The sequence below is a fragment of the Sphingomonas sp. GW822-FHT03G08 genome, assembly GCF_058801135.1.
Map to the genome: position 1 here is coordinate 2,407,923 of NZ_JBXAMZ010000001.1, position 23,834 is coordinate 2,431,756.

The 23,834-nt window shown below is 67.2% G+C and carries 25 protein-coding genes and 1 tRNA gene; 9 read left to right on the top strand and 17 right to left on the bottom strand.

Translation table 11 applies throughout. The annotated features are described in order from the left end of the window. The first annotated feature begins 93 nt into the window (after nt 1-93). Together AC1RJ5_RS11090 and AC1RJ5_RS11095 are read left to right on the top strand one after the other, a co-directional pair. A complete protein-coding gene (locus AC1RJ5_RS11090; RefSeq protein ID WP_184161467.1) occupies nt 94-1,275 on the top strand; it encodes a GNAT family N-acetyltransferase in 1,182 nt (393 codons plus the stop codon). Nucleotides 1,276-1,377: 102 nt separating this feature from the next. Beyond that, nucleotides 1,378-2,076 carry a Crp/Fnr family transcriptional regulator gene (locus AC1RJ5_RS11095; RefSeq protein WP_184161470.1) on the top strand — a complete coding sequence of 233 codons (699 nt, stop codon included), beginning with the start codon at nt 1,378-1,380 and terminating at the stop codon, nt 2,074-2,076. A gap of 119 nt (nt 2,077-2,195) precedes the next feature. Here AC1RJ5_RS11095 and AC1RJ5_RS11100 read toward each other — a convergent pair whose 3' ends face one another. The 6 genes from AC1RJ5_RS11100 to lnt all read right to left on the bottom strand — a co-directional run bounded on the left by AC1RJ5_RS11100 (nt 2,196) and on the right by lnt (nt 9,053). Further along, a complete protein-coding gene (locus AC1RJ5_RS11100; RefSeq protein ID WP_353739203.1) occupies nt 2,196-3,425 on the bottom strand; it encodes an aminotransferase class V-fold PLP-dependent enzyme in 1,230 nt (409 codons plus the stop codon). A gap of 17 nt (nt 3,426-3,442) precedes the next feature. Beyond that, complete coding sequence (gene trmB / locus AC1RJ5_RS11105; RefSeq protein WP_493113322.1) at nt 3,443-4,123, bottom strand: tRNA (guanine(46)-N(7))-methyltransferase TrmB; 681 nt, start codon at nt 4,121-4,123, stop codon at nt 3,443-3,445. Nucleotides 4,124-4,161: 38 nt separating this feature from the next. Continuing rightward, entirely contained in the window at nt 4,162-4,992 is an 831-nt protein-coding gene (locus AC1RJ5_RS11110; RefSeq protein WP_493113324.1) for an EAL domain-containing protein, read from the bottom strand. Between the two features lie 242 nt (nt 4,993-5,234). Beyond that, complete coding sequence (locus AC1RJ5_RS11115; protein ID WP_269573838.1) at nt 5,235-5,999, bottom strand: EAL domain-containing protein; 765 nt, start codon at nt 5,997-5,999, stop codon at nt 5,235-5,237. Nucleotides 6,000-6,231: 232 nt separating this feature from the next. After that, nucleotides 6,232-7,443, bottom strand: coding sequence for a methionine adenosyltransferase (gene metK, locus AC1RJ5_RS11120; protein WP_184161484.1), 1,212 nt, complete (start codon nt 7,441-7,443; stop codon nt 6,232-6,234). Nucleotides 7,444-7,514: 71 nt separating this feature from the next. Continuing rightward, entirely contained in the window at nt 7,515-9,053 is a 1,539-nt protein-coding gene (gene lnt / locus AC1RJ5_RS11125) for an apolipoprotein N-acyltransferase (protein WP_493113327.1), read from the bottom strand. A gap of 196 nt (nt 9,054-9,249) precedes the next feature. Here lnt and aguB point away from each other — a divergent pair, with 196 nt between their 5' ends. Genes aguB through AC1RJ5_RS11140 form a run of 3 tightly spaced genes read left to right on the top strand, consistent with a single transcriptional unit; the run spans nt 9,250 to nt 11,519 of the window. Next, complete coding sequence (aguB, locus tag AC1RJ5_RS11130) at nt 9,250-10,101, top strand: N-carbamoylputrescine amidase (protein ID WP_493113329.1); 852 nt, start codon at nt 9,250-9,252, stop codon at nt 10,099-10,101. Further along, nucleotides 10,101-10,802, top strand: a complete 702-nt coding sequence (locus tag AC1RJ5_RS11135) for a VIT1/CCC1 transporter family protein (protein ID WP_493113331.1) — start codon at nt 10,101-10,103, stop codon at nt 10,800-10,802. The genes aguB and AC1RJ5_RS11135 overlap by 1 nt, the downstream gene beginning before the upstream one ends. Before the next feature lie 54 nt (nt 10,803-10,856). Further along, complete coding sequence (locus tag AC1RJ5_RS11140) at nt 10,857-11,519, top strand: sulfite oxidase-like oxidoreductase (protein ID WP_493113332.1); 663 nt, start codon at nt 10,857-10,859, stop codon at nt 11,517-11,519. Between the two features lie 22 nt (nt 11,520-11,541). On the opposite strand, the gene AC1RJ5_RS11145 is transcribed toward AC1RJ5_RS11140, so the two are convergent. Together AC1RJ5_RS11145 and AC1RJ5_RS11150 are read right to left on the bottom strand one after the other, a co-directional pair. Next, complete coding sequence (locus AC1RJ5_RS11145; RefSeq protein WP_493113334.1) at nt 11,542-11,826, bottom strand: hypothetical protein; 285 nt, start codon at nt 11,824-11,826, stop codon at nt 11,542-11,544. A 77-nt stretch (nt 11,827-11,903) separates the two neighbouring features. Beyond that, complete coding sequence (locus AC1RJ5_RS11150; RefSeq protein ID WP_493113336.1) at nt 11,904-12,497, bottom strand: uracil-DNA glycosylase; 594 nt, start codon at nt 12,495-12,497, stop codon at nt 11,904-11,906. A 23-nt stretch (nt 12,498-12,520) separates the two neighbouring features. Between AC1RJ5_RS11150 and folK the strand changes: the two genes are divergently transcribed. The 3 genes from folK to dld all read left to right on the top strand — a co-directional run bounded on the left by folK (nt 12,521) and on the right by dld (nt 14,887). After that, nucleotides 12,521-13,021 carry a 2-amino-4-hydroxy-6-hydroxymethyldihydropteridine diphosphokinase gene (folK, locus tag AC1RJ5_RS11155; RefSeq protein ID WP_269573832.1) on the top strand — a complete coding sequence of 167 codons (501 nt, stop codon included), beginning with the start codon at nt 12,521-12,523 and terminating at the stop codon, nt 13,019-13,021. Continuing rightward, a tRNA-Lys gene (locus AC1RJ5_RS11160) sits at nt 13,012-13,087 on the top strand. The genes folK and AC1RJ5_RS11160 overlap by 10 nt, the downstream gene beginning before the upstream one ends. An 84-nt stretch (nt 13,088-13,171) precedes the next feature. Continuing rightward, nucleotides 13,172-14,887 carry a D-lactate dehydrogenase gene (dld, locus tag AC1RJ5_RS11165; protein ID WP_493113338.1) on the top strand — a complete coding sequence of 572 codons (1,716 nt, stop codon included), beginning with the start codon at nt 13,172-13,174 and terminating at the stop codon, nt 14,885-14,887. Nucleotides 14,888-14,899: 12 nt separating this feature from the next. Here dld and AC1RJ5_RS11170 read toward each other — a convergent pair whose 3' ends face one another. After that, on the bottom strand, nt 14,900-15,742 hold the full coding sequence (locus AC1RJ5_RS11170; protein ID WP_493113340.1) for an amidohydrolase family protein: 843 nt from the start codon (nt 15,740-15,742) through the stop codon (nt 14,900-14,902). Between the two features lie 173 nt (nt 15,743-15,915). On the opposite strand from AC1RJ5_RS11170, the gene AC1RJ5_RS11175 reads away from it, so the two are divergent. Then, nucleotides 15,916-16,896: a bile acid:sodium symporter family protein gene (locus AC1RJ5_RS11175; RefSeq protein ID WP_493114671.1), complete on the top strand. Its 981-nt coding sequence runs from the start codon at nt 15,916-15,918 to the stop codon at nt 16,894-16,896. Here the strand turns inward: AC1RJ5_RS11175 and speD are convergent. Genes speD through AC1RJ5_RS11215 form a run of 8 tightly spaced genes read right to left on the bottom strand, consistent with a single transcriptional unit; the run spans nt 16,893 to nt 23,786 of the window. Then, nucleotides 16,893-17,249 (bottom strand): adenosylmethionine decarboxylase, encoded by a 357-nt coding sequence (speD, locus tag AC1RJ5_RS11180; RefSeq protein WP_269573829.1) that lies wholly within the window; start codon nt 17,247-17,249, stop codon nt 16,893-16,895. The two genes, AC1RJ5_RS11175 and speD, sit on opposite strands and share 4 nt — an antisense overlap. Then, entirely contained in the window at nt 17,246-18,856 is a 1,611-nt protein-coding gene (locus AC1RJ5_RS11185) for an FAD-dependent oxidoreductase (RefSeq protein ID WP_493113342.1), read from the bottom strand. The genes speD and AC1RJ5_RS11185 overlap by 4 nt, the downstream gene beginning before the upstream one ends. Then, nucleotides 18,846-20,381, bottom strand: coding sequence for a polyamine aminopropyltransferase (locus AC1RJ5_RS11190; RefSeq protein ID WP_269573827.1), 1,536 nt, complete (start codon nt 20,379-20,381; stop codon nt 18,846-18,848). Before AC1RJ5_RS11190 ends, AC1RJ5_RS11185 begins: the two co-directional genes overlap by 11 nt. After that, nucleotides 20,374-20,586, bottom strand: coding sequence for a DUF350 domain-containing protein (locus AC1RJ5_RS11195; RefSeq protein WP_269573826.1), 213 nt, complete (start codon nt 20,584-20,586; stop codon nt 20,374-20,376). Before AC1RJ5_RS11195 ends, AC1RJ5_RS11190 begins: the two co-directional genes overlap by 8 nt. Before the next feature lie 10 nt (nt 20,587-20,596). Then, nucleotides 20,597-20,743: a hypothetical protein gene (locus AC1RJ5_RS11200; RefSeq protein ID WP_184161688.1), complete on the bottom strand. Its 147-nt coding sequence runs from the start codon at nt 20,741-20,743 to the stop codon at nt 20,597-20,599. Beyond that, nucleotides 20,740-22,113: a DUF4178 domain-containing protein gene (locus AC1RJ5_RS11205; protein ID WP_493113345.1), complete on the bottom strand. Its 1,374-nt coding sequence runs from the start codon at nt 22,111-22,113 to the stop codon at nt 20,740-20,742. Before AC1RJ5_RS11205 ends, AC1RJ5_RS11200 begins: the two co-directional genes overlap by 4 nt. Further along, a complete protein-coding gene (locus AC1RJ5_RS11210; protein WP_493113347.1) occupies nt 22,103-22,777 on the bottom strand; it encodes a DUF4178 domain-containing protein in 675 nt (224 codons plus the stop codon). The genes AC1RJ5_RS11205 and AC1RJ5_RS11210 overlap by 11 nt, the downstream gene beginning before the upstream one ends. A 7-nt stretch (nt 22,778-22,784) precedes the next feature. Further along, a complete protein-coding gene (locus AC1RJ5_RS11215; protein ID WP_269573823.1) occupies nt 22,785-23,786 on the bottom strand; it encodes an SPFH domain-containing protein in 1,002 nt (333 codons plus the stop codon). Nucleotides 23,787-23,834 lie beyond the last annotated feature (48 nt).

The following is a 23,834-nucleotide window of genomic DNA, read 5'->3' on the forward strand; positions in this document are numbered from 1 at the left end:
CCCCCTCCGGGGGAGGATAGCAGTGGGATCCGGAACCACACGCCAAAACCCGTCATCACCGCTTGGTAACGGGTAGCGTAGTACAAGCACCGCATGTCGAAGCCGATGCTGCTCGAGGAATTCACGCGCCTGCCGCCGGCGCTCACCGTCGATTGCGTGGACGGCCTGTCCGGCGCGATCGACGCAGTAGCGACGCGCGCGGCGCCGTCGCACCGATTCCTGCGCTATGGCTGGTTCGCCGCGGGGCTGCGCGCCTATGGTGGCCATGCCCGCACGATCACCGTGTCACGCGAGGGCGAACCCGTCGCCGCGCTGCCGATCGTCCCCGCCGGCCCGGCCTGGGCGAAGCTCGTCGCCATTCCAGGCTGCTACTGGCCGTTCCGCAGCTTTCCCGTGCGCGAGGATGCCGGAGTGGAAGCCGTCGAGGCCCTGCTCCCCCGCCTGGCCCGCGAGGCCCGGGCGCTGCGCGTCGGCCCGGTCTATGACGGCGATCCGGGACTGGAGTTGTTCAAGGAAGCCGCGCGCAACCAGGGCTGGGCGCTGCTCGACCGCTTCGTGGCGGACAGCTTCGCGCTCGATATTGCCGCCGAACGCGCCGAAGGCACCTGGCCGCGCAACTCGACGCTGAAGAAGAACCGCTTCCACGAGAAGCATCTCGGCAGCCATGGCGCACTCGACTGGAGCTTCGTCAGCGGTGGCGACTGGAACGCCGCCGCGTTCGATGCGCTTGCCGAGATCGAGGAGAAGAGCTGGATCGCGGCGCGGACCGACGGATCGGACGCCAAGTTCACGACGACCGGCCACGGCGCCTTCTGGCGCGCGGCGGCGGAGGATCCGGTGCTGGCCGGCATGATGTGGGCGGCGATGCTGCGCGTTGACGACGCACCTTCCGCCTTCTCGTTCGACATGAACGCCGGCGCACTCAAATACGCGATCGCCAACAGCTATGACCCAGCCTTCGCCAAGCATTCGCCGGGCAAGCTGCTCTATTATCGCAACCTGGTCCGCGCGATCGAGGACGGGATCAGCGATGTCGACTGGGGTGCGGGCGACAGCGGCTACAAGCAGGTGATCGGCGCGGCCAAGGGCCCGGCGATCCGCGACTGGCTGTTCGTGCGCCCGGGCATCGACGCGCTGGCCGGCAAGCTGCTGCGCGGCGCGTGGAAGCGCACCGGCAGAAGCGAGACAGGCTCAGCGCCGGCTGAAGCGGAGCGCGTCCTCGATGCTGAGAAAGGCGACGACGCCCGTGAAAAGCGCGAAGGCGCCGACGACTAGGTAGAGGAACATCGCATTGCTCCATGCTGGCAATGTGTTCGCCATGCCCCCTGGGACAATCCGCCGCTTTGACGATTCTCAAATGGCGGCCATAGTAGGGGCATGACCGCTGCCCATATCTGCTCCGACTGCGCCGTGCGCGACCGGGCGCTATGCGCCAGTCTCGACGACGCGGAATTGAATGCGCTCAACACGCTCGGCCAGCGCCGGACGCTGCAGCGTGGCCAGGCATTGATCTGGGCGGGCGAGGAAAGCCCGGTCTGCGCCAATCTGATCTCCGGTGTGCTCAAGCTGAGCGCGACCACCCCCGACGGGCGCGAACAGGTGGTGGGTCTGCTCTATCCCGCCGATTTCGTCGGCCGTCCCTGGGCCAACACCGCCGATTTCACAGTGACCGCACTGGGCGAGGCCGAGCTCTGCGTGTTCCCGCGCGGCCCGTTCGAGCGCGTCCTCGAGGATCATGTCCGCATGGAGCGGCTGCTGCTCCAGCGCACCCTCGCCTCGCTCGACGAGGCACGCGCCCGCATGCTGACGCTCGCCCGGCTCTCGGCACGCGAGAAGCTGGCGGGCTTCCTGCTCGACCTGGCCGATCGCTCGCATGGCTGCCGCGCCACCGCCTTCGGTCCGGTGACCTTCGACCTGCCGCTCACCCGCGGCGAGATGGCCGACGTGCTGGGGCTGACGATCGAAACGGTGAGCCGCCAGCTGAGCAAGCTCAAGGCGGAAGGCGCGATCAACCTGATGGGCGCGCGCGGGATCACGATCCGGGATCGCGCCAAGCTGGAGGCGAGCAGCCAATAGGCTGCCGCACCGGCGCCAATATCGTCATCCCGGCGCACGCCGGGACCTCAGGCGAAGGCGCCGGGAAGGAGCCACACGAGATCCCTGCTTCGCCGGGATGATGGATGACGCGGCGCAGGCTAGCCCGCGATCTTCCGCAGCGCTTCCACGAAGCGATCGACCTCATCGATCGTCGTCGCCAGCGCCGGCGTCACCCGCACGCAGCTGCCCGAGGCCAGGCCGTCGCGATGGACGGTGAAGATGCCATGTTCGTCGAGCAGCCGCTTCGCCAGCGCGACATTGGCCGCATGGCTGGTCTGCCCCTTCAGCCGGAACGCCGTGATCGCGCCGAAGAAGAGAGGATCGTCGGGGGTGAGCACTTCGATCCCCTTCATCTCGCGCGCCAGCAGCGCCCAGCGACAGCGCAGCATCTGGAGACGCGCCGCCTTGGCCTTGATCCCGATGCTCTCATGAAAATCGAGCGCGGCCGGCACGGTGAGTTGCGCCGCGAAATCGAGCGTGCCGGTATGCACGCGGCTGCGGATGTCGGCCGGGTCCGCGCCGAGTTCGGCAGGGTCGACATCGATGTCCGCCAGCCGTCCGCCGCGGATCACGATCGCCCCGACGCCCAGCGGTGCGCCGAACCATTTGTGCAGGTTGATGCCGATGAAGTCGGCGCCGAGCTCCGGCAGCCTGAAATCGAGCTGGCCGACGCTGTGCGCGGCATCGACGATCACATCGATCCCGTGCAGCTCCGCCATCGCCGCGATGTCTGCGACCGGCAGGACCAGCCCGGTCCGGTGGCTGACATGGGTGAGCAGCACCATGCGCAGGTTCGGATGGGCGATGAACGCCTTGGCATAGGCATCGATCACCGACTGATAGGTGGCGGGCTCGGGCAGCGCGATCTTCACCACCTCCACTCCGCGCCGGGCGTGCAGGCTCTCCATGCAGGCCTGCATCGAATCATAATCGAGATCGGCATGGAGCACCGCGTCGCCGGGGCGCAGCTTGTTGTAGCCGAGGATCAGCGCGCGCATCGCTTCGGTGGCGTTGCGGGTGAAGGCGATCTCTCCCGTCGCCACGCCGAGCGTCGCGGCTACCCGGGCGCGGATCGCCTCGATCTCGCCGGGCATCTCGCGCCGGGCATAGAAGCTGGTGTCGCGGTTCACCCGCTCGACATTGGCACGATAGGCGGCAAGCACCGGCCGGGCCATCATGCCCCAATTGCCATGCTCGAGCTGCACGACCTTGCGGGTGATATCGTACTGGGCGGCGATCTTCAGCCAGCGCTCGTCATCGGCGGCGAAGGCGGGCACGGGAGCGACGGAAGCGGCGGCGGCGGCGCCGAGCAGGGTCCTGCGGTCCATCATCTCCCCTCCCCTGTTCAGACCCGGATGTAGCGGAAGTACCAGACTTCGTGGCCGAGCCGCCGCGCCTTGCGCTCATAGCGCGTCTCAGGCCAGTCGTCAGGGCGGGTGAGGAAGTCCTGCGCGGTCTTCGCCTGCCACTCGAAATCGCGGCGCTGGTTCATGATCATCATCGCCCAGCGGACATAGACCGGATGATCGGTGCCGAGGCGGAACTCGCAGCCCGGCTTCAGCTTGGCGGCGATGATGTCCATCGGGCCGTGATTGACCATGCGGCGCTTGGCGTGGCGGGCCTTCCGCCAGGGATCGGGGTGGAGGAGATAGAGCCGGTCGAGGCTGGCATCGGGCAGCCGCTCGAGCACTTCGAGCGCATCGCCCATGTGCAGGCGGACATTCTGCAGCTCGCCGTCTCGGATATGGCCGAGCGCGCCGACGACGCCGTTGAGGAAGGGCTCGCAGCCGATAAAGCCGTGATCGGGGCGCGCGGTCGCCTGGCCGGCGAGATGCTCGCCCGCGCCGAAGCCGATCTCGAATTCGAGCGGCCGGCTGTCGCCGAAGAGGATCTGGGAATCGAGCGGGCCGGATTCGGGCACGCTCAGCTGGGGCAGCAGCGCCTCGACGAGCTCGGACTGGCCCTGGCGGAGCTTGTGGCCCTGGCGACGGCCATAGAGGCGGCGGATGGAAACGGGATCGGACACGGGCCGCCTGTTAGCGTGCCGCGCGGAGAGAACAAGCTTTAGAGCGCCTGGGCGATCGACGCGGCGGCAACGGGACGGGTGGCGCCGCTGCGCTGGTGCGCGGCAAGGCGGCGATGCTGGGGCACGGCGACACGCGGTTCGCGGCGGGCGATGTGCGGGCGCGGCAGCGGGTGCGCCATCGCCGGCGCGATCCAGTCGCCCTGCATGTGGCGGATGCCCATGGTGCCGAGCATCGCGAGATCCTCGCGGCGGACGATGCCGTTGGCGATCAGCGTCACGTCCATGTTGCGAGCGAGCCGGAGCACGCCCTCGACGATCACGCGGCGCGAGCTGCTGTCGGAGATGTTGCGGACCAGCCCCGAGTCGAGCTTGACGAAGCGCGGGGTGAAGCGGCCGAGCAGGCGGACGGCGAGCGGGCCGACGGCGAAGCTGTCGAACGCGATGGCGATGCCGCGATCGACGCATGCCTGGGCGAGGCCGGCGACATGGTTGAGATCCCCGCGCTCGTCGGCATTGATCTCGACGACGATGCGGTCGACCGGCACGCGGTGCTCGATCGCGGTGCGGAAGAGATGGGCGAGCAGCGCGTCGGGCGCGCCATGCGCGGCGCCGACCGGGATGGCGAGCAGCGCCTCGCCCTCGAGCAGACCGGCATCGACCGCGCCGGCGATGGCGGCGCTGATTCGCGCCATCTCGAGGCGGGGGCGGTCCGCGGGGGCAAGCGCGGCGGCGATCTGCGGGAAGCTGCGGCCCTGGGCGGTGGCGATGACGGCCCAGGCGAAGGGCAGGCCGGTGGCGGTGGCGACCATCGGCTGGAAGGCGATGGCGATACCGGGCTGACTGGCGTGCGAAACAGGATCGGCGTGCATGGAGCTTCCTTTCTGAGCCCCTTTAAAGATGGTTAACGATACCAACTCCATTCCGTGCGGTTGCGAAGGGGGATTCCCCCCATGGGGATTCTACCAAGCGCGACTCGCACGATTCCGCTTGAACCGCGGATTCCCGCGAGTCGCGGGCCGGCGAAGCGCACAGGCCATAGCGCACGGATGCGGGCCAGGAGCCGCAAGCCTTTGGGTTTTATTGCAGATTTTTTGTCCGGAGCGCCCGCGAATCAGGCGGCGTTGCGCGTCGCCGTCTGGGGCAGGATGCCGGCAACCGGTGCGCCGACATAGCTGCCCTGGACCAGCGGCACGCCGAAGCTGCGCAGCCGCTCATAGGCCGATTCGCTGTCTACGCCCGCCGCGACGATGCGCAGGCCGAGGCTCTGCATGCGACGGACAAGGTCTTCCATCGCGATCCGGCGCGACCAGCTGGAACCGACATTGCTGACCAGGTCCGGCTCGATCGTCACCATGTGTGGGGCGAACTTGCCGCAGGCGGCGAGGCCCGACTCGTTCGGGCCGATGCCGTGGAACGCGACGACCGGGCCGAGCTTGTTGAAGACATGCATGATGTCGGCAAGCTGCGAGTTGGTGATCGACTGATAGTGATGCAGCGAGAACACCAGCCGCTCCGCGACGATGCCGTACTGGCGGGCGGTGAGCAGCGCGGGCTGGATATGCTCGGCGGGATCGCCGATCGCGGGCGCGCTCAACGGAATGGCGAGGCGGCCGCCCGAAGTGGCGAAGCCGGCCGTGGCGGCCCAGCGGATCGCGGCGACGGCGCAGCGGCGATCGACATCGCCGCGCTGCTCGGCCGAGAGCTGGTCGAAATCCTGCGCGGCCGGCGCGCCGTTGCGCAGCACCTGCGCCTCATAGGCGTGGATGCGGCTGCCGGCGATCTCCGCGATGGGCTGGAAGGCGATCGCGAGGCCCGCGCTGGCACCTGCGGATGCTGCCCCGGCTTCCGGACCCATCATCGAATTCTCCGTCTCCACCGACTCGCTCCTTTCCATTCCTTCCTGATGAAGAATTGCGGTTGCTCAGTGCTTTATAGGCGCCTCGGGACGAATACGGAGCCGCGCGCAGCGGATTTTGTCGCGGCGTCGAGCAGATATGCGCCGATCTCAGTCGCTTCCCGCATGCTTCTCAGCAACGCGCCCGGACAAAGAAAAAGCCCCGCGCCGGTGGTCCGGCGCGGGGCTCCTCATGACTTGCCGAAGCGAAGGATCAGGCCAGGGCGGCCTTGAGGTCCTCGACCAGGTCGGTCTTCTCCCAGGGGAAGAAGTCGCCTTCCGGCTTGCGGCCGAAGTGACCATAAGCCGCGGTCTTGCTGTAGATCGGCTTGTTGAGCTGCAGATGCGTGCGGATGCCGCGCGGGGTGAGGCCGCCCAGCTTCTCGATGCCCGCGATCGCGGCTTCGATCTTGTCGTCGGCGACGGTGCCGGTGCCGTGGGTGTCGACATAGAGCGACAGCGGCTTCGACACGCCGATGGCATAGGCCAGCTGGATCGTCACGCGCTTGGCGAGGCCGGCGGCGACGATGTTCTTGGCGAGATAGCGGGTGATGTACGCCGCCGAACGGTCGACCTTGGTCGGGTCCTTGCCCGAGAAGGCGCCGCCGCCGTGCGGAGCCGCGCCGCCATAGGTATCGACGATGATCTTGCGGCCGGTGACGCCCGCGTCGCCGTCCGGACCACCGATCTCGAACGAGCCGGTCGGGTTGATGTGGTACTCGGTGGCGTCCGAAAGCAGCGCCGCCGGGATCACGTCCGCGACGACCTTCTTCACATAGGCCTTGAGCTCGGCTTCCTTGTCGCCTTCGTCATAGCCCTTGCCGTGCTGGGTCGAGACGACGATCGCGGTGGCCGCAACCGGCACGCCATTTTCGAAGCGCAGCGTGACCTGGCTCTTGGCGTCCGGCTCGAGGAACGGCGCGGCGCCCGAGTGACGGTCGGCCGCCATCTTGGCGAGGATCTTGTGGCTGTAGTCGAGCGTCGCCGGCATCAGGTCAGGAGTCTCGTCGGTAGCGAAACCGAACATGATGCCCTGATCGCCCGCGCCTTCGTCCTTGTTGCCCGAAGCATCCACACCCTGCGCGATATGCGCCGACTGCGGGTGCAGGTTGTTCTCGAAGCGGAAGCTCTCCCAGTGGAAGCCGTCCTGCTCGTAGCCGATGCGCTTGACGGTGTCGCGGACGGTCTTCTCGACCTCTTCCTGCACGCCCGGGGCCCAGTTGCCCTCGGTGTCCATGATGCCCTTGCCGCGGATTTCACCGGCGAGGACGACCAGCTGGGTGGTGGTCAGCGTTTCGCAGGCGATGCGGGCTTCGGGGTCCTTCGAGAGGAACAGATCGACGATGGCGTCGGAAATCTGGTCGGCGACCTTGTCGGGATGGCCTTCCGAGACCGATTCGGACGTGAAGAGATAGTTGGAACGCATGGTTTTCCTCAGACAATGGGAGGAAAGCGCGGCCGTTGCCATGCCATATAAAGCTTTCCTTATATCCTGCCCTAGCGGGCCAGGCGCCGGAAGGCAATTGCCAACACTACGCAAGCGAGCGCGGCGAGCAGCGCCAGCCAGTTGCCCAGGCGGGAGAACAGGGTCGGCGGCGCCGCCCGCGGGAGCGGCGCTTCGATCGCACCTTCCTGCTCCGCCGGCACGGTGCCGAGCAGGCGGCCGCGCGCATCGATGATCGCGGAAATGCCGGTGGGCGTGGCGCGCAGGATCGGCAGCCCCTCCTCGATCGCGCGTAGCCGTGCCTGCGCCAGATGCTGCACCGGCCCCCAGCTGCCGAACCAGGCATCGTTCGAGGGATTGAACAGGAAATCGGGCCGGTTGCGCTGATCGATGATCTGGCCGGAGAAGATGATCTCGTAGCAGATCGCCACGCCCGACTTGCCGAATCCCGGCACGTCCAGCGTCTGCGGGCCCGGGCCGGGCAGGAAATCGAAGTCGCCCATCACCACCCGAGCGAGGCCGAGCGGCGCGAGCAGCGTGCGCATCGGCAGATATTCGCCATAGGGCACCAGATGCGCCTTGTCGTAGCGCTTGCCGAGCATCCCGGCGGAATCGACCGTCCATACCGAATTGCCGACGCCGGCAAGCTTGCCTTCCGAGAAGATCAGCGCGTTGCCGCCGACCATCGCGCGATCCCGCGGCCCCAGCAGCCCGCCGATCCGCCCGCGCACCCAGCGGGGATCGGCGTCGCGGTAATAGGCCTTGGGATAGCCGTCCTCGATCAGGTAGTTGACCATGCCCTCGGGCCAGACGACCAGTCGCGGCACCGCGCCCGGCTGGCCGCTCCAGTCCGCCAGCTTGTTGAGCACCCGCGGTGCATAGTCGGGCTGATCCACGCCCACCTGGCCGATATTGGGCTGGACGATGCGGACATGCGGGCGGCTCATATCCTCGGCCGGACGACCGGGATTCAGCGCGAAGCCGGCGACCAGCAGCAAAGCGGCAGTGGCCAAGGGCGCGCGATACTGGTGCTGGCTGGCAAGATAGAGCGCGCCGGCGGCGAGCAGGGTGACGCCCGACAGCGCATAGGTGCCGGTGAATGCCGCGAGCTGCGCGATCGGCGTCGGCACCCAGATCACGCCCATCGGGTTCCAGGGATAGCCGGTGAACAGCGTGCCGCGCAGATATTCGGTGACGATCCAGGCGCCGGCGGCGGCAAGGACAAAGCCGAGGTCCGGCTCGTCCCAGCGCGCCTTGACCAGCCGGGTGAAGCGCCAGGCCAGGCCCATGGCCACCGCCGGATACACCGCCAGATAGAGCGCCAGCAGCACCACCGCGAAATAGCCGAGCACCGGCGGCATCTTGTCCTGGAAATCGAAGGCGTGCTGGATCCAGTTATTGCCGAGGGTGAAATGCCCGACCCCGAACAGCCAGCCGCGCAGCAGCGCGCTCTTCGTCGTCGGCGCGTGCCAGGTGAGGTGCAGCAGCACCGCGAGGCAGATCAGCGTTACCGGCCACCAGTCGAGCGGGGCGAATCCGGTAGCGGAGAGGAAGCCGGCGATCAGCGCGATGAGCAAAGGGCGGTTGAGCATCGGGTGGGTGCTTACCCGATCCCAAAATACCCTGTCATGCTGAACTTGTTTCAGCATCCAACGTGCGGCTGACGACACCGCCCGATCCTCCAGGCCACGGCCCGGCCCAACCTTGGACCCTGAAACACGTTCAGGGTGACGAAGTGGGGAACGGATCGGGTAGCGAATCCCCCTCGACCGCACTACATGGCGCGCCATGACCGAGATCACCGTCGCCGCCCTGCAGCTCGCCTTTTCCGACAATATCGACGCGAACATCGCGAACGTGTCGCGGCTTGTCCGCGAGGCGGCCTCGCGCGGCGCGCAGGTGGTGCTGCCGCCCGAACTGTTCGAAGGCGAATATTTCTGCCGGGTCGAGGACGAGGGCCTGTTCGCCAATGCGAAGCCCATCTCCGAGCACAAGTCGGTCCTGGCGATGCAGGAACTGGCGCGCGAGCTGAAGATCCACATCCCGACCAGCTTCTTCGAGATGGACGGTCATCATTACTACAACAGCCTCGCGATGATCGATCCGGACGGCAAGATCGCCGGCGTCTATCGCAAGAGCCACATCCCCGACGGCCCCGGTTACGAGGAAAAGTTCTACTTCCGCCCCGGCAATACCGGGTTCAAGGTTTGGAACGGTCCCGACAAGACCACGCTCGGCGTCGGGGTGTGCTGGGATCAATGGTATCCCGAGACCGCGCGCGCGATGATGCTGATGGGCGCCGACATCCTGTTCTACCCGACCGCGATCGGCAGCGAGCCGCATGACGACAGCCTCGACACCGCGCGCCTGTGGCGCCGGGCAATGGTGGGCCATGCCGTGTCGAACGTCGTCCCCGTGGTCGCCGCCAACCGCATCGGCACCGAGCATGGCCAGACCTTCTATGGCACCAGCTTCATCACCGACGAGCGCGGCGACATCCTGGCCGAACTCGACCGCGAAGAAGAGGGCGTGATCACCGCCAAGATCGACCTCACGCTGGCCAAGCGCCACCGCGCCGCCTTCGGCTTCTTCCGCGATCGCCGCCCGGAGCTGTATGGTCGCCTGGTGCAGGATATCTGATGCGCAGCAAGCGCCACCTCGAGCGTCACCTGGTCTCTCGGATCGGTTGGCTGCGCGCGGCGGTGCTTGGCGCGAATGACGGTATCGTCTCCACAGCAAGCCTGATCGTCGGCGTTGCTGCGGCAGCGCCGGACCGGTATGCGATCCTGATCGCGGGCGTGGCAGCCTTGCTTGCCGGCGCACTTTCGATGGCTGCAGGCGAATATGTCTCCGTGAGCTCGCAGGCAGATACCGAGAGAGCCGATCTTGATCGCGAGCGGACCGAACTCGCAGAAATGCCCGAGATGGAGCTGGAGGAGCTTAGCCAGATCTATATCTCTCGCGGGGTCGAAGAGAAGCTTGCCCGCGATGTTGCGGCCCAGATGATGGCGCATGATGCTCTGGAGGCCCACGCACGCGATGAGCTCGGCATCACCAGTCATCTTGCCGCTCGGCCGGTCCAGGCGGGAATAACATCGGCGCTTACATTCGCGGTCGGTGCCGCCGCGCCCTTGCTGGTCGCGCTGCTTGCCCCGACTGCGATGGTGATTCCAGCCGTATTCATCGCCTCGTTGCTCTGTCTTGCCCTGCTCGGCGCGCTGGGCGCCCGCACCGGCGGCGCCGGCATCGGCCGAGCGGTGATGCGGGTGGTGTTCTGGGGAGCCGTAGCGATGGCTGTCACCGCAGGAGTGGGAGCGTTGTTCGGCACCAATCCAGGCTGACACGCGTTCGCAAAGGGCCTAATCTTTGCGGCAACTGCGACTGGAACCGCAAGCATGGACGACCCCGAACTTCCCGACGACAGCAAGCTGACGCTCTCCAAGCAGCAATGGGCGAGCCAGGGCAAGTTCCTGACCGGTCATATCGCCCGGCCCGAGGAGGAGCGCCTGCCGCCCGGCCAGCACCTGACCGTCAAATGGCCGGTGCTCGATCTCGGCCGCCAGCCCGACATCGCCCGCGAGCGCTGGAAACTGGAAGTGACCGGCATGGTCGCCAGGCCGGTGACGCTCGACTGGGCCGGGCTCATGGCGCTGCCGCAGACGCGACTGACCAGCGACATCCACTGCGTCACCAGCTGGTCGCGCTACGACAATGACTGGCAGGGCGTGCTGACCCGCGACCTGCTGGAGCATGTCGAGCCGCGCGACGAGGTGCAGGCGGTGATGCTTCACGGCTATGACGGCTATACCACCAATGTGCTGCTCAGCGACTTCGCTGCTCCGCAAGCGATCGTCGCGCATGGCTGGGCCGGCCAGCCGCTGGCGCGCGACCATGGCGGCCCGGCGCGGCTGGTGATCCCGCACCTCTATTTCTGGAAAAGCGCCAAGTGGATCCGCGAGATCGAGCTTATCGGCGCGGACAAGCCCGGCTTCTGGGAAGTGAACGGCTATCACATGCGCGGCGATCCCTGGACCGAGCAGCGCTACAGCCGGGATTAGAGCATTCTCTGGCCGCGCAGGTTCAGCGCTGCTTGTCGCCCAGTTCGTCGGCGATCTTCACGGGCTTGTCGCAACCGTCTTCCGTACGCTGCACGGCAAGGAACAAGCCGGCCTTCGGTTCCCGACCGAGCGTGCCCGCGCGCACCGGGTTACCGAAGATGGGTATGGCATAGCCCATGCGTGCATTCTGGCACTCGACCTTGGGTGCCGCAGGCAGCGCAAGGTGCGAAGCCGGAACCGATACGTCCCGCTCACCGGCGAAAGCGGGGACAGGCGTCAGGGCCAGACAGAGAAGCACGATACGCATGGGCACCTCCTTTACCTGGAGCCATGCTAGCAGAGTTGCCGCCAACCGGCGTACCGCAAGATGTCACCGATCCGGTGCTATACGTCGCGGAGCGCCACGGCACGGGCAACCACCGCCTCGAGCATCTCGGGCGTCAGCCGCCCGGTATTCTGGTTGTAGCGCGAGCAGTGATAGCTATCGAGCAGCAGCTGCCCGCGGTGCATGCGATGCTCGGCGCCATGCGCGAAGCGATGCTTGGGGAGCTTGCCGCCCATCGCCTTGACCGCCGACTGGTGCGCGACCTGACCGAGCGCGATCACGATCGGCGCCTTGAGCTCGGCGGCCAGGAACGGGCGGCAGGCATGGATCTCGGCCGGCTCGGGCTTGTTCTCGGGCGGCAGGCAGCGGACGGCATTGAGGATCACCACGCCCCTGGGCTCGCCCGCCTCCGCCAGCCCGAACTTGGCGAGCGTCGCGAACAGCAGGTCACCCGAGGCATCGCCGGTAAAGGCGCGGCCGGTGCGGTTCGCACCATGCTTGCCGGGGGCGAGGCCGACGATCGCGATCGGCGCATCGGGCTCGCCCAGCATCGGCACCGGCGCGTTCCACCAGTCGGGATGTGCCGCACGCAGCTCGGTGCGGAGCGCGACGAGGCGCGGACAGAGCGGGCAATCACGGCTTGGCTCGAGCATCCGCGCGCGATAGTCGCCGAAGCGTGCCGAGGACAAGCTATGCCATCGCGATCGGATCGAACCGGCCGGGCCGCCATGGCGGCCCGCGGCGCGAGGTGCTGGCGGCGATCGCGGCGCTGGAGGGGGTGCGCGCGGTATCGCCGATCCTCCACACGCCGCCGCTCGGCCCGTCGAAGCGCCGCTTCGCCAATGCGGTGGCGTTGATCGAGAGCGACGACGAGCCTCCTGCCCTGCTGCGGCGATTGAAGGCGATCGAACGCAGTTTCGGCCGGCGGCGCGGGCAGAGCTGGGCGGCGCGGGTGATCGACCTCGACATTGTGCTGTGGTCGGGCGGCAGCTGGGGCACGCCCGGGCTCACCGTGCCGCACCGCCTGTTCCGCACCCGCGATTTCGTGCTGGCGCCGCTGCTGCGGGTGGCGCCGGAATGGCGCGATCCGATCACGGGCCTGAACGTCCGGCAGCTTCACGCCCGGTTGACCCGCCGCAAGCCCGCATCTAGGGGCAGGGCCGGTGTGGGTCCGTAGCTCAGTCGGTAGAGCAAGCGACTTTTAATCGAGAGGTCCCGGGTTCGAATCCCGGCGGACCCACCACCGCCTCTCCGCGCACATGCGCCGATCCGGATCCGCGCAATTTCCATTTGGGCCCGGCCTGCGCACGCGCTGCAGCTGACGGGAATGACGGTGGGCGAAGAAACGCAGGTTCGGGACAATCTCCTCCAGGCGCTCGAAGGTGCCGTCGGTGCGCGACATGTATTGACCGATCCCAGGCGCACCCGCTTCTATCGCACCGGTTTTCGAACCGCGGCGGGAGATGCCTTTGCCGTGGTCCGGCCGGGATCGCTGGTGGAGATGTGGCGCGCGATCGAGGTCTGTACCCGCTTCGGCGCGCCGATGATCGTGCAGGCCGCCAATACCGGCCTGACCGGCGGCTCCACGCCGGCACCGGGCGGATATGACCGGCCGATCGTGATCATCAGCACCCTGCGCATCGGCGGCATCACCCCGATCAACGAAGGGCGCCAGGCGATCTGCCTGCCCGGGGCAACGCTTCACGCGCTCGAAAGCGCGCTGAAGCCGCTGGGCCGGGAGCCGCACTCCGTGATCGGCTCCTCCTGCTTCGGCGCGTCGATCGTCGGCGGAGTCTGCAACAATTCGGGCGGCTCGCTGGTGCGACGCGGCGTCGCCTATACCGACTATGCCCTGTTCGCCCGGTCGACGGCCGATGGCGGCATCGAACTGGTCAATCATCTCGGCATCGACCTGGGGGACGACCCCGTCGAGATCCTGCACCAGCTCGACACTGGAGCCTTTCCGCGGATCGCGGACGAGACCCCCGGCAAGTCGGCCAGCGACAAGGACTATGCCAGCCAGGTCCGCGACGTCGATGCGGATACGCCCGCGCGCTACAATGCGGACAAGAGGTGCCTGCACGAAGCCTCCGGATCCGCGGGCAAGCTCGCGGTCTTCGCGGTCCGGCTCGACACGTTCGAGCTGGAGAAGGACACCCGTACCTTCCTGGTCGGCTGCAACGATCCCGCCCAGTTCGCGACGCTGCGCCGCGCTATCCTGAGCGAGGATCGCCCGCTCCCGATCGCGGCGGAATATCTGCATCGCGAAGCGTTCGATCTCGCCGACACCTATGGCAAGGACCAGTTCCTGCTGATCGAGAAGCTGGGGACGGACCGGCTTCCCAGGTTCTTCGCGCTCAAGAGCCGCATCGACGCGATGCTCGAGCGCTGGCGGTGGATGCCCGCCAATGCCGTCGATCGCCTGCTGCACGGACTGGCGCGCTGGCTGCCGGACCATCTGTCCCCCCGGCTGCGCGAATGGCGCGACCGGTTCGAGCACCTTCTCCTGATCAAGGTATCGGCCGGCGCGGTTCCGGAAATGCGCGCGCTGCTCGACCAATGGGGCGCCGGCAAGGACGCAGCGAGCGTCGAATGCACCCCGGGTGAAGCGTCCAAGGCGTTTCTCCACCGCTTCGTGATCGCGGGCGCGGCGATCCGGTACCGAGCGCTGCACACCCGGCAATCGGCGGGCGTCCTGTCGCTCGACATCGCGCTTCGCCGCAACGATGCCGACTGGTTCGAGACGCTTCCGGCCGAGATCAGCGAGCAGGTCGCCCACCGCATCTATTACGGTCACTTCCTCTGCCATGTGCTGCACCAGGACTATGTCCTCACGGCAGGCGCCGATCCCGATGCGATCAAGACAGCGATGCTCGACCTGCTGGACAAAAGGGGCGCGCGCTATCCTGCCGAACACAATGTCGGCCATACCTATCCTGCGGCACCGAACCTGGCAGCCTTCTACGAAGCGCTCGATCCGGCCAATCTTTTCAATCCCGGGATCGGCAAGACCTCGCGCCGGAAGAACCACGAGGCGGGATAAGGCACCGCTGGATCAAGCCGGCAATCGATAGATGCGTTCGGCATTCCGCCAGAAGAAGTGCTCGCGATCGGACTCACTCCAGTCCTCGCTCAGTGCTTCCGCCAGCCCGAACCAGGCCTTGTAGCCGCCCGCGACTTCACAAACCGGCCAGTCGCCGCCGAACAGGATGCGATCGGGACCGAACGCCTCGACCGCAGCGCGGGCGTACCAGAGGATCGCGTCCGGCACCCAGCCGGTCCAGCCCGCCTCGGTAAGCAGGCCGGAGATCTTGCAGGCGACATTGGGCAGAGCCGCCATCTCGCGCATCTGCGCGTGCCAGGGTTCCCGCAGCCCGGCCAGGATCGCCGGCTTGGCGCAATGGTCGAGGACGAACTGTCCGTCTGGGCATTGCCTGACGAGCTCGATCGCCTCCGTCAGCTGGTCATGGGTGAGGCAAAGCTCGAAATGCAGCCCGGACCGATGCACCTCGCGCACGCCGGCTACGAAGCCCGGCTGTACTGCATAGCCCGCAGGATGACCCTGGAGATTGTCGCGGATCCCGCGCACCAGCGGCATGGCGCGCACTGCCTCGAACGTTGCCGGAGCGGCATCGTCGAGCAGCGCGACGCGCGCGACAATGGCCTGGATGCGCGGATCGGCCTCGGCCAGGCCGGCCACCCAAGCCGCCTCCTGCACCGAACAGCGCGGATGCGCATCGCACTCGACAAAGACCATCCGGGCAACCGGCACGTCAGCGGAGGCGCGCTGATATTCGGCGGGAAGGAAACTGCGGTCGAACGGCGAGCCCTTCTCGATCCAGGGATAGTCGAGCGCATCGACATCCCAGAAATGGACGTGCGTATCGATGACCTGCAAGCAGCCTTCCCCTCGAGAGATTTTCAGGGCCGCATATTGCGTGCCGATGCGCCCGTTCCGCAATCCGCCGCAGCATCCCCGCGCACGAAATTGCCATCGATCGATCAAACCAAGGGATGGATTGCGCCAGCGCCCTCCCGTCCCCAAGGTCCCGTCTTCCCTGGTTCACGAGTATCGCCTTGCTTCGTTCGCTTCTCGCCCGCTTCTCGATCGATCCCTATCTCCTGCTGCTGATCGGCACCGTGATCCTCGCGCTGCTGCTTCCGGCACGCGGGGCGGCGCAAGGCATCGCCGAGATGGCGGTGACGCTCGCGGTCGGGCTGCTGTTCTTCCTCTATGGCGCACGGCTTTCCGCCTCGGCGGTATGGGAAGGCATCGCCCATTGGCGGCTCCAGTCGCTGGTGCTGGCGAGCACCTTCGTCCTGTTCCCGCTCCTCGGCCTTGCGGTCTATTTCCTCGCCGGCACCTGGGTGCCGCATGATATCGCGATCGGCCTGCTTTACCTCTGCCTGCTACCCTCGACGGTGCAGTCCTCGATCGCCTTCACTTCGATCGCGCGCGGCAACGTGCCGGCGGCCCTGTGCAGCGCGTCGGTATCGAACCTGCTCGGCGTGGTGCTCACCCCGATCCTGGTCGCCTGGCTGCTACCGGCCTCGGGCGGCGGCTTCTCGATGGGCGCGATCGAGGACATCGCACTGCAGATCCTGCTCCCCTTCCTCGCCGGCCAGGCGCTGCGCCGCTGGATCGGCGGCTGGATCCTGCGCCACCGCACGCTCACCTCGATCGCCGACCGGGGCTCGATCCTGCTCGTCGTCTATGCCGCGTTCAGCGCCGGCGTAGTGGCAGGTGTATGGAGCAGCCTGAGCGTGCCGGACTTCGTCATCGTCCTGCTGCTGAGCACGCTGATCCTCGCCATCGTCATCGCGATCACCACCGCGCTCAGCCGCGCGCTCGGCTTCTCGACCGAGGACGAGATCGCCATCGTCTTCTGCGGCTCGAAGAAGAGCATGGCGAGCGGCATCCCGATGGCGACGATCCTGTTCGCCGGCCACGCGGTCGGCCTGATCGTGCTGCCGCTGATGCTGTTCCACCAGATCCAGCTCTTCGTCTGCGCAACGCTCGCCAGACGCTATGCGAAGCGCCCACAGGCCTAGCCCGCCACCGCCTGTTTGCCGAAGTTGCGCTGGACCAGCGAGCGCTGGTCGATCCTCGCCGCCAGGCCGGTCACGATAGCATCGAGCCCCGCATCGAGGTCGTGCGCAAGCCCGCACATGAAGATGTCGACACAGGCGGTGCCATATTCGGGCCAGGTGTGGATCGAGATGTGCGATTCAGCGAGCAGGGCCACGCCGGTCACCCCCTGTCCAGGGCCGAAGCTGTGCAGCCGCACTTCGAGCAGCGTCGCGCCGGCAGCCGCCGCGGCAGCGACGAGGCAGGCCTCGATATGATCGGCCTCCGTCAGCCGGGTAGCGCCGCTAAGATCGGCGATCAGATGGTATCCGGTCACAACAGGGACTCATGCGCGTGGCGTAGCAGGGTCATCGCGCCTTCGGCGGCGCGAACCCCGTGATAATGGGCTTCCTCGAACAGCGACAGTCCGCTGAGGTCGGAATGGGCGAGGAACAGCGGCGGCGCGGGCTGATGCGTCGTGCCGCGATCGAGAAAGCCTGGGGTGGGGCGGATCATCGCATGGCCCCAGCGCCAGAGCTCGATCGCACCGATCGCGCCGTCCAGCTCGGGATGCAGCGCCAACAGGTCGTCGCGCACGATGCGCTTCCACTCGTCCGCCGAACGTTCGACCAGCAGCCGGCGCGCCGCGGCGGGCTCAAGGTTCGACAGCGGCAGATACCAGGTGAGTACCGTCTTCTCGGAGATCGCCGCGGGCCCCTGATGGGTGGCGACGACATAGCCGAGCGAGTCGCTGGTGCTCGACACATTGTCCCAGGCCAGCGGCACGCCGCGCCCGCCAGGCAAGTGATCGACCGTGACATTGGCGATCAGCCAGGGCGCATAGCTGAACGCCTTGGAATCGGCGAGCTCGGGGCAGACCCGGGTGGCGATGAAATGCGGCATGGCAAGGATCGCAGCGCGGGCGCGGGTGCGGACGGTGCGATTGGCGGCGACGTCGAAACTGTCGACCAGCACCCGGTCTCCCTCGCGAGTGACCCGGTGGACGATGTGGCCGCGCGCGATCTTCCCTGGAAAGAAGCCGGCGAGCTGCCCGACCAGGCGGCCATTGCCCTCGGGCCAGGTCAGCTCGTTCTCACCTGCACCGTTCGCGGCCCAGCCGCGGCGGCCGGCGAAATAATGGATACCCGCCCAGGCCGAGACATGCTGTGGCTCGGTGCCGTAGTCGTCGCGCATCGCATAGCGGACATGGGCGCGCAGCACCGGCGAATGCCAGCCCTGCGCATCGAGCCATTCGGCGAAGGACTGCCCGTCGAGTGCGCGCAGGTGCGGCTCCTGCGAACTATAGGCCATGGGCACGGCGAAAGCCGGCTTGCCATCGGTGCCGATATAGCTGGAAAAGCGCTTCATCTGCGCGTCGAAGGCCGCGAGGTCCTCGCGGTCCCGCCGGGTGAGCCCGGTGCGCGGGATCAGCCCCTCCTGCCAGCGCCCCTGCCAGAACAGCCGTTCCTGCAGATCGGCGCAGAGCTGGACAGGATCATAGACCGGCACGCCATCCGCATCGCCGGTGATCATGCCGAGTTGGCGCAGCAGGTGCCGGAGCGCCTTCGCCTCCCGGTTGGCGACCGGCAGGTAATGCGCGCCAAGCGGATAGGCCGATACGGCGTTGCGCCCGCACCGGGCATTGCCGCCGACCGCGTCCTCCAGCTCGAGCAGCTTGAACTTGCCGAAGCCGGCATCGGTTAGCCGCCAGCCTGCGGAGAGCCCGGCCACGCCGCCGCCGGCGATGATGAGGTCGACTTCCTCCTCGGCGCTGGGTTCGGGAAAGCCGCCGTCACGCAGCCGGTGGCCGCGCGCCATGTCGGCGCCGCCCAGCGCGCCCGGCGGCAGCGGCGCCTCATGGTTCAGCGCATAGGCGAGACCGCCGCCGGCGACTGCGATCGCCGCTGCGCCCAGGCCCAGCGCCGTGCGCCGGTCAGCCTTCATATTTCCCCCAGGCATCGGCGAACTCGCGCACCAGCACCTGGTTGTCGAGCCGGTTCACCGGGGTCGGTCGCCGCGCCATGTCGGGCGGAAAATCGAACAGGCGCTGGTCGATCGTGGGGGTGAGGAAGCGCCCGCCCGGCAGGACGCGCGCCTGGTCCGGGATAGGCCTGGCCGCCGCCAGCACGAAACCCCACTCGCCGAAGCTCGGTACATAGACATGATAGCCGCGCGTCTGCAGCCCCACCGCCTCGAGCGTCGACGCGACGGTCCAGAAGGCGTTGGGCGCGACCAGCGGGGAAGTACTCTGCACCACCATCATGCCGCCCGGCGCGAGCAGCTTGCGCACCGCGCGATAGAAGGTGTCGGTGTAGAGCTTGCCGACTGAGTAATCGACGGGATCGGGGAAATCGACGATGATCGCATCATACTGGCCGCTATGCTCGCGCGCCCAGCGAAAGCCGTCGGCATTGATCACGGTCATCCGCTTGTCGGTCAGCGAGCCGCGATTGAGCGCGGCGAGGGTCGGCGTGTTCGAGAACAGGCTGGTCATCTCGCCGTCGAGGTCGACCAGCGTGAGTTTCGCCACTTCGGGATGCTTGAGCACCTCGCGCGCGGCCAGCCCGTCGCCGCCGCCGAAGATCAGCACGTTGCGCGGATTGGCCACCCGGCCGAGCGCGGGGTGCACCAGCGCTTCGTGATAGCGATATTCGTCGCGCGACGAGAATTGCAGGTTGCCGTTGAGATAGAGCCGCAGGTCGTCGTCGCGGCGCGTCAGCACGATGCGCTGGAAGCGCGTGGTCTGGGCATAGATCACCGGTTCGCCGTAACTCGCCACCTCCGCCCAGCGCTGGAGCCGGTCGGACGCAATGAAGCCGGCGATCAAGCCGATCAGGATCAGCACCCCGGCCAGCTTCTCGCTCCGGTAGCCGGTCGCGCGGGGCAGCACGAACAGTAGCGCCAGCGCCACTGCGGCGTTGGCGATACCGAACAGGAAGCCGGTGCGGATCATCCCGAGATGCGGCATCAGCAGCAGCGGGAAGAGCAGGCTGGCAACGAGCGCGCCGACATAATCGAAGGTCAGCACGTTCGACACGGTCTCACGGAAATCGAAGCCGCGCAGGATGCGGATCAGCAGCGGGATCTCGAGCCCGACCAGGAAGCCGATGGCCAGCACCAGTCCGTAGAGCGCGACCCGGAAATGCTCGACCAGCGGGAAGAGCAGGAACAGCGCGGCGGCCGAGCTGCCGCCGATCAGCGCGATCAGCAGCTCGACCCGGACGAACAACCGCACTTCGTCGCGCTTCACGTAGCGCGAGCACCAGCTGCCGACGCCCATCGCGAACAGATAGGAGCCGATGACGGTGGAGAATTGCGTGACGCTGTCGCCGAGCAGATAGCTGGCCAGGGTGCTCGCCAGCAGCTCGTAGATCAGTCCGCAGGTGGAGACGACGAACGCGGACGCAAGCAGCGCCGCCGCGGGGGCGGAGGCGCGGAACCGTGGATGGGCGGGATCGCCTTCAGCCATGGATGGCGGCGGCGACGATCATCGCGAGCCCGATCGCGACGGCACCGGCGAAGATCGCAACGGCGATATTCTGCTTCTGGTGGATCTCCTGCCACAGCTTGCCCGGGGTGAGCAGGTCGAGGACGATGAAGCCGATTGCGAAGATGACGATGCCGACCACGGCATAGACGAGCGTGGCGAGCAGGGCTGGAAAAGAAGTGAACATATCCAACTCCTTATTTGTGGGTGGGGCCAGAGATGCGGGAATAACCGTGCGCCCGCCCGCCTTCGGCGAAGGGGGACCAGGCGAAGATGCCGCTGAGCACGAACAGCGCGGCCACGCCGAGGCACCAGAGCGCATAAAGGAAAGTGCGGGTGCTCATTCTTCGTCATCCTCCGAGGATTGCGTCAGCGCGGCAAAGCCGGTCGGTGCGAAATCGCTTTCCGCCTGGCGTGCCTTGTCGAACTGGATGTGGCGGATCAGGCCGATCAGCAGCGGCAGGCCGAGCAGGAGCAGCGCGATGAAGAAGCTCGAGGCGAACAGCGCGCCGCCCCGCACCTCCACCACGACTTCCGGCTGATTGTCCTGGTTCAGCCAGCCCGGATCCTCGACCGACATGCCCCTGGCGTAATCCCAGGTCGTGCTGCTGTTCCAGCGATTGCCCTTGTAATCGACGACCAGGTCATAATCCCCGGCCGGCACGCTCGCCACCGAGATCGAGGAGCGGCGCGAACCCTCCGTCCACGGCCCGTCGGAATCGCTGCCCGAATAGCGCTCGGCCGCGCCATAGGCTTCGTAGACCTGCTGCGTCTTGCGATCGACCAGGGTGTAGTCGAGATCGACCCAGCCATTCTCCAGCCGCGGCACATCGGCGCGGATCTCGACGCGCTGATAGAGATGGCCAAGGTGGATCGGGCCCAGCGTGACGGTACGTTCGGTGCCGTCGGAGGCGATCGGGAAGCGCCCCGCAGTAACCCAGCTGGTGCCGCCGAAGGCCAGGATCAGCACGGTCAGCAGCAGGAACATGCCCGCGAAGATCTTGAACCCGGTGCCCAGCCAGGCGGCGTTGGGCGAAGGCTGGTGCGGCATCGGCGGCCAGCTGGCGCCCTTCTGCACGCCGAACGCTTCCGCCATCTCCTTGTGGTCGAGCAGGATCGACCGGGTCCAGCTCACTTCATGCGCGTTCTTCTCGCGCGAGAGCATCGAGCCCGGGCGGACCCAGTCGGCACCGACCACTTCCTCGCCTACCGCCACGCGCCAGTAGAATTCGCCGAGCACATAGTTCACCCGCGCGGTGCTGTCCTCGTAGAAGCGGGTATAGGCCCGGTCGCCGAGCATCATCGTCTCGTAATCGCTATAGCTCGGCGAGACGGTCAGCTGCTCGCCCAGGCTCCAACCACGGCCGTCCGTGATCAGCCAGCGATAGCCGTGATAGGGATTGAACAGCAGATATTCGTCCCAGGCCCCGCCGCCGGCGGCCGAGCGCTGCAGATAGCCGATCGCTTCCCATTCGATCCCGCGCAACGTGCCGCGCGACCCAAGCGGAATCTCCAGCGCCTCGGCGGCCTGGCGATATTCGGTGATCAGCTTCACTTGCGGATCGGTGACGTCGAGGATCGAGCTGCAATATTGGCAGACGATGCTCACGCTGTAGCCGGCCGCGCGGAGCGCGACCGAGCCGCCGCATGCCGGGCAGGCCAGGGCCTTCACCGCAGGGGCCGCGGGCAGCTGGAGTTCGGTTTCAGGCTGCATAAGCAGGGAGCGTCCAGCCTTCGAACGCGCGCAGCCCGGTGGGGGCAAGCTCGGCGAGCGTCACATAATGGCCCTGGTAGAAGCTGGTGGCGAGCGCATCGCGCTGGAGCGAGGCGCATTCGCCCTTCGGCCCGCGTAGATCGACGCTGTAGACCCGCCAGCCCGGCGTCGGGGTGAAGGGCAGCTCGCCTTCGGCCGCGATGCAAAGCACGTCGCGCGCATCGACGATCGTCAGCTTGCGCGCGTCGAGCGTGATCTCGGCGCCCGGCACCGCCTCCTTGCCCTTGCCGATGTCCTTGAGCGTGCGGGTCTGGACCTGGCTGAACGGGCGCTCGCGCATCAGCATGAACTGGCCCATCGCATCGCCCAGCCAGCCGTGGCTGCCATCGCCGAACAGCAACAGCCACTCGTTCCAGGCGCCGTCGGTCCAGGCCCAGCGCACCCGGCCGATCACTTCGAACGGCTGATCCTCGATGCGCCCCCGCATCCCGATCTGCACCGGGCTGACATCGAAGGGCAGCGGCGCGGACTTGCCGACCACCATCACGCCGGTGTCGCTGCGGGAAAGCAGGCTATGGCAATAGTCGCAGACGCGCGCCGGCAGGGCCGCCGAACGGAAGACGGCTTCGGCGCCGCAATTGGGGCAATTGACGCTCAGGCTCATGACGGCTTCAGCGGATGCGCGAAAGCAGCTCGGCCTTCTTGGCGTCGAACTCCTCTTGGGTGATCGCCCCGATCGTCAGCAGCTTGTGGAGCTTCTCGATCTGGGCATAGGCATCTTCGCCCGGCGCCGCGGCAGCACCCGGCGCCGGCAGCGCGCCGCCGCCGATCCCCCCGGCCATGCTCTGGCCGATCGCCACACCTGCCGCCGCGCCCGCGCCGATCCCGGCAATGCCGCCCGACTGGGCCGCCGCCGTCTCGATCGCCTCGGCGCTCTGGAAACGCACGAACCGGTCAAGGTCCCCGACCACGCGCATCGAGCTGGCCTTGTCGAGCATCGCCTGCACTTCGTCGGGCAGCGACAGGCTCTCGATGAAGAAGCTGGTGCAGCTCAGCCCCCATTGCGCGAAGGCCGGCTCGACCGCTGCCTTCAGCTTCTCGGAAAGCGCGCTCTGGTTCGCGGCGAGATCGAGGAAGGCGATCTCGCCGGTGCCCAGCGCCGAGGCTATCGACGTGGCGATCGCGGCGCGCAGCTGCGGCTCGAGGTCGCTCACCGTCAACCGGTCGAGCGAGCCCATCATCTTAACCGCGAAGGCCGAGACATCCTCGACCCGGAAGCTGTAGCTGCCGAATGCGCGGATGCGCAGCGGGCCGAATTCCTTGTCGCGCACCGTGATCGGCTGGGTGGTGCCCCATTTGAGCCCGGTCTGCTCCTTCTGGCTGTAGAAATAGACATCGGCCTTGAAGGGCGAGGCAAAGCCCTTGTCCCAGTTCATCAGCGAAGTGAGCAGCGGCAGATTGCCGGTCTGCAGCGTGTGCAGCCCGGGCAGGAAGGCGTCGGCAATCTCGCCCTGGTTGAAGAACAGCGCGGTCTGGCCGCTGCGCACGGTCAGCTGCGCGCCGTTCTGGATCTCGCGATCCTGCATCGGATAGCGGATCGCCAGCGTGCCGGGCTCGTCGACCCAGTCAATGACGTCGACGAACTGCTTCGAAAGGAAGTCGAAAATGCCCATGATGCCCCTCCTGCACTGCAGGATAGGCGATATATTGCCGGCGCAAAA

Coding starts and splice junctions, on each gene's coding strand:
- AC1RJ5_RS11090 (WP_184161467.1), top strand. CDS start 94: ATGTCGAAGCCGATGCTGCTCGAGGAATTCACGCGCCTGCCGCCGGCG.
- AC1RJ5_RS11095 (WP_184161470.1), top strand. CDS start 1,378: ATGACCGCTGCCCATATCTGCTCCGACTGCGCCGTGCGCGACCGGGCG.
- AC1RJ5_RS11100 (WP_353739203.1), bottom strand. CDS start 3,425: ATGGACCGCAGGACCCTGCTCGGCGCCGCCGCCGCCGCTTCCGTCGCT.
- AC1RJ5_RS11110 (WP_493113324.1), bottom strand. CDS start 4,992: ATGCACGCCGATCCTGTTTCGCACGCCAGTCAGCCCGGTATCGCCATC.
- metK (WP_184161484.1), bottom strand. CDS start 7,443: ATGCGTTCCAACTATCTCTTCACGTCCGAATCGGTCTCGGAAGGCCAT.
- lnt (WP_493113327.1), bottom strand. CDS start 9,053: ATGCTCAACCGCCCTTTGCTCATCGCGCTGATCGCCGGCTTCCTCTCC.
- aguB (WP_493113329.1), top strand. CDS start 9,250: ATGACCGAGATCACCGTCGCCGCCCTGCAGCTCGCCTTTTCCGACAAT.
- AC1RJ5_RS11135 (WP_493113331.1), top strand. CDS start 10,101: ATGCGCAGCAAGCGCCACCTCGAGCGTCACCTGGTCTCTCGGATCGGT.
- AC1RJ5_RS11140 (WP_493113332.1), top strand. CDS start 10,857: ATGGACGACCCCGAACTTCCCGACGACAGCAAGCTGACGCTCTCCAAG.
- AC1RJ5_RS11145 (WP_493113334.1), bottom strand. CDS start 11,826: ATGCGTATCGTGCTTCTCTGTCTGGCCCTGACGCCTGTCCCCGCTTTC.
- AC1RJ5_RS11150 (WP_493113336.1), bottom strand. CDS start 12,497: ATGCTCGAGCCAAGCCGTGATTGCCCGCTCTGTCCGCGCCTCGTCGCG.
- dld (WP_493113338.1), top strand. CDS start 13,172: ATGACGGTGGGCGAAGAAACGCAGGTTCGGGACAATCTCCTCCAGGCG.
- AC1RJ5_RS11185 (WP_493113342.1), bottom strand. CDS start 18,856: ATGAAGGCTGACCGGCGCACGGCGCTGGGCCTGGGCGCAGCGGCGATC.
- AC1RJ5_RS11190 (WP_269573827.1), bottom strand. CDS start 20,381: ATGGCTGAAGGCGATCCCGCCCATCCACGGTTCCGCGCCTCCGCCCCC.
- AC1RJ5_RS11195 (WP_269573826.1), bottom strand. CDS start 20,586: ATGTTCACTTCTTTTCCAGCCCTGCTCGCCACGCTCGTCTATGCCGTG.
- AC1RJ5_RS11200 (WP_184161688.1), bottom strand. CDS start 20,743: ATGAGCACCCGCACTTTCCTTTATGCGCTCTGGTGCCTCGGCGTGGCC.
- AC1RJ5_RS11205 (WP_493113345.1), bottom strand. CDS start 22,113: ATGCAGCCTGAAACCGAACTCCAGCTGCCCGCGGCCCCTGCGGTGAAG.
- AC1RJ5_RS11210 (WP_493113347.1), bottom strand. CDS start 22,777: ATGAGCCTGAGCGTCAATTGCCCCAATTGCGGCGCCGAAGCCGTCTTC.
- AC1RJ5_RS11215 (WP_269573823.1), bottom strand. CDS start 23,786: ATGGGCATTTTCGACTTCCTTTCGAAGCAGTTCGTCGACGTCATTGAC.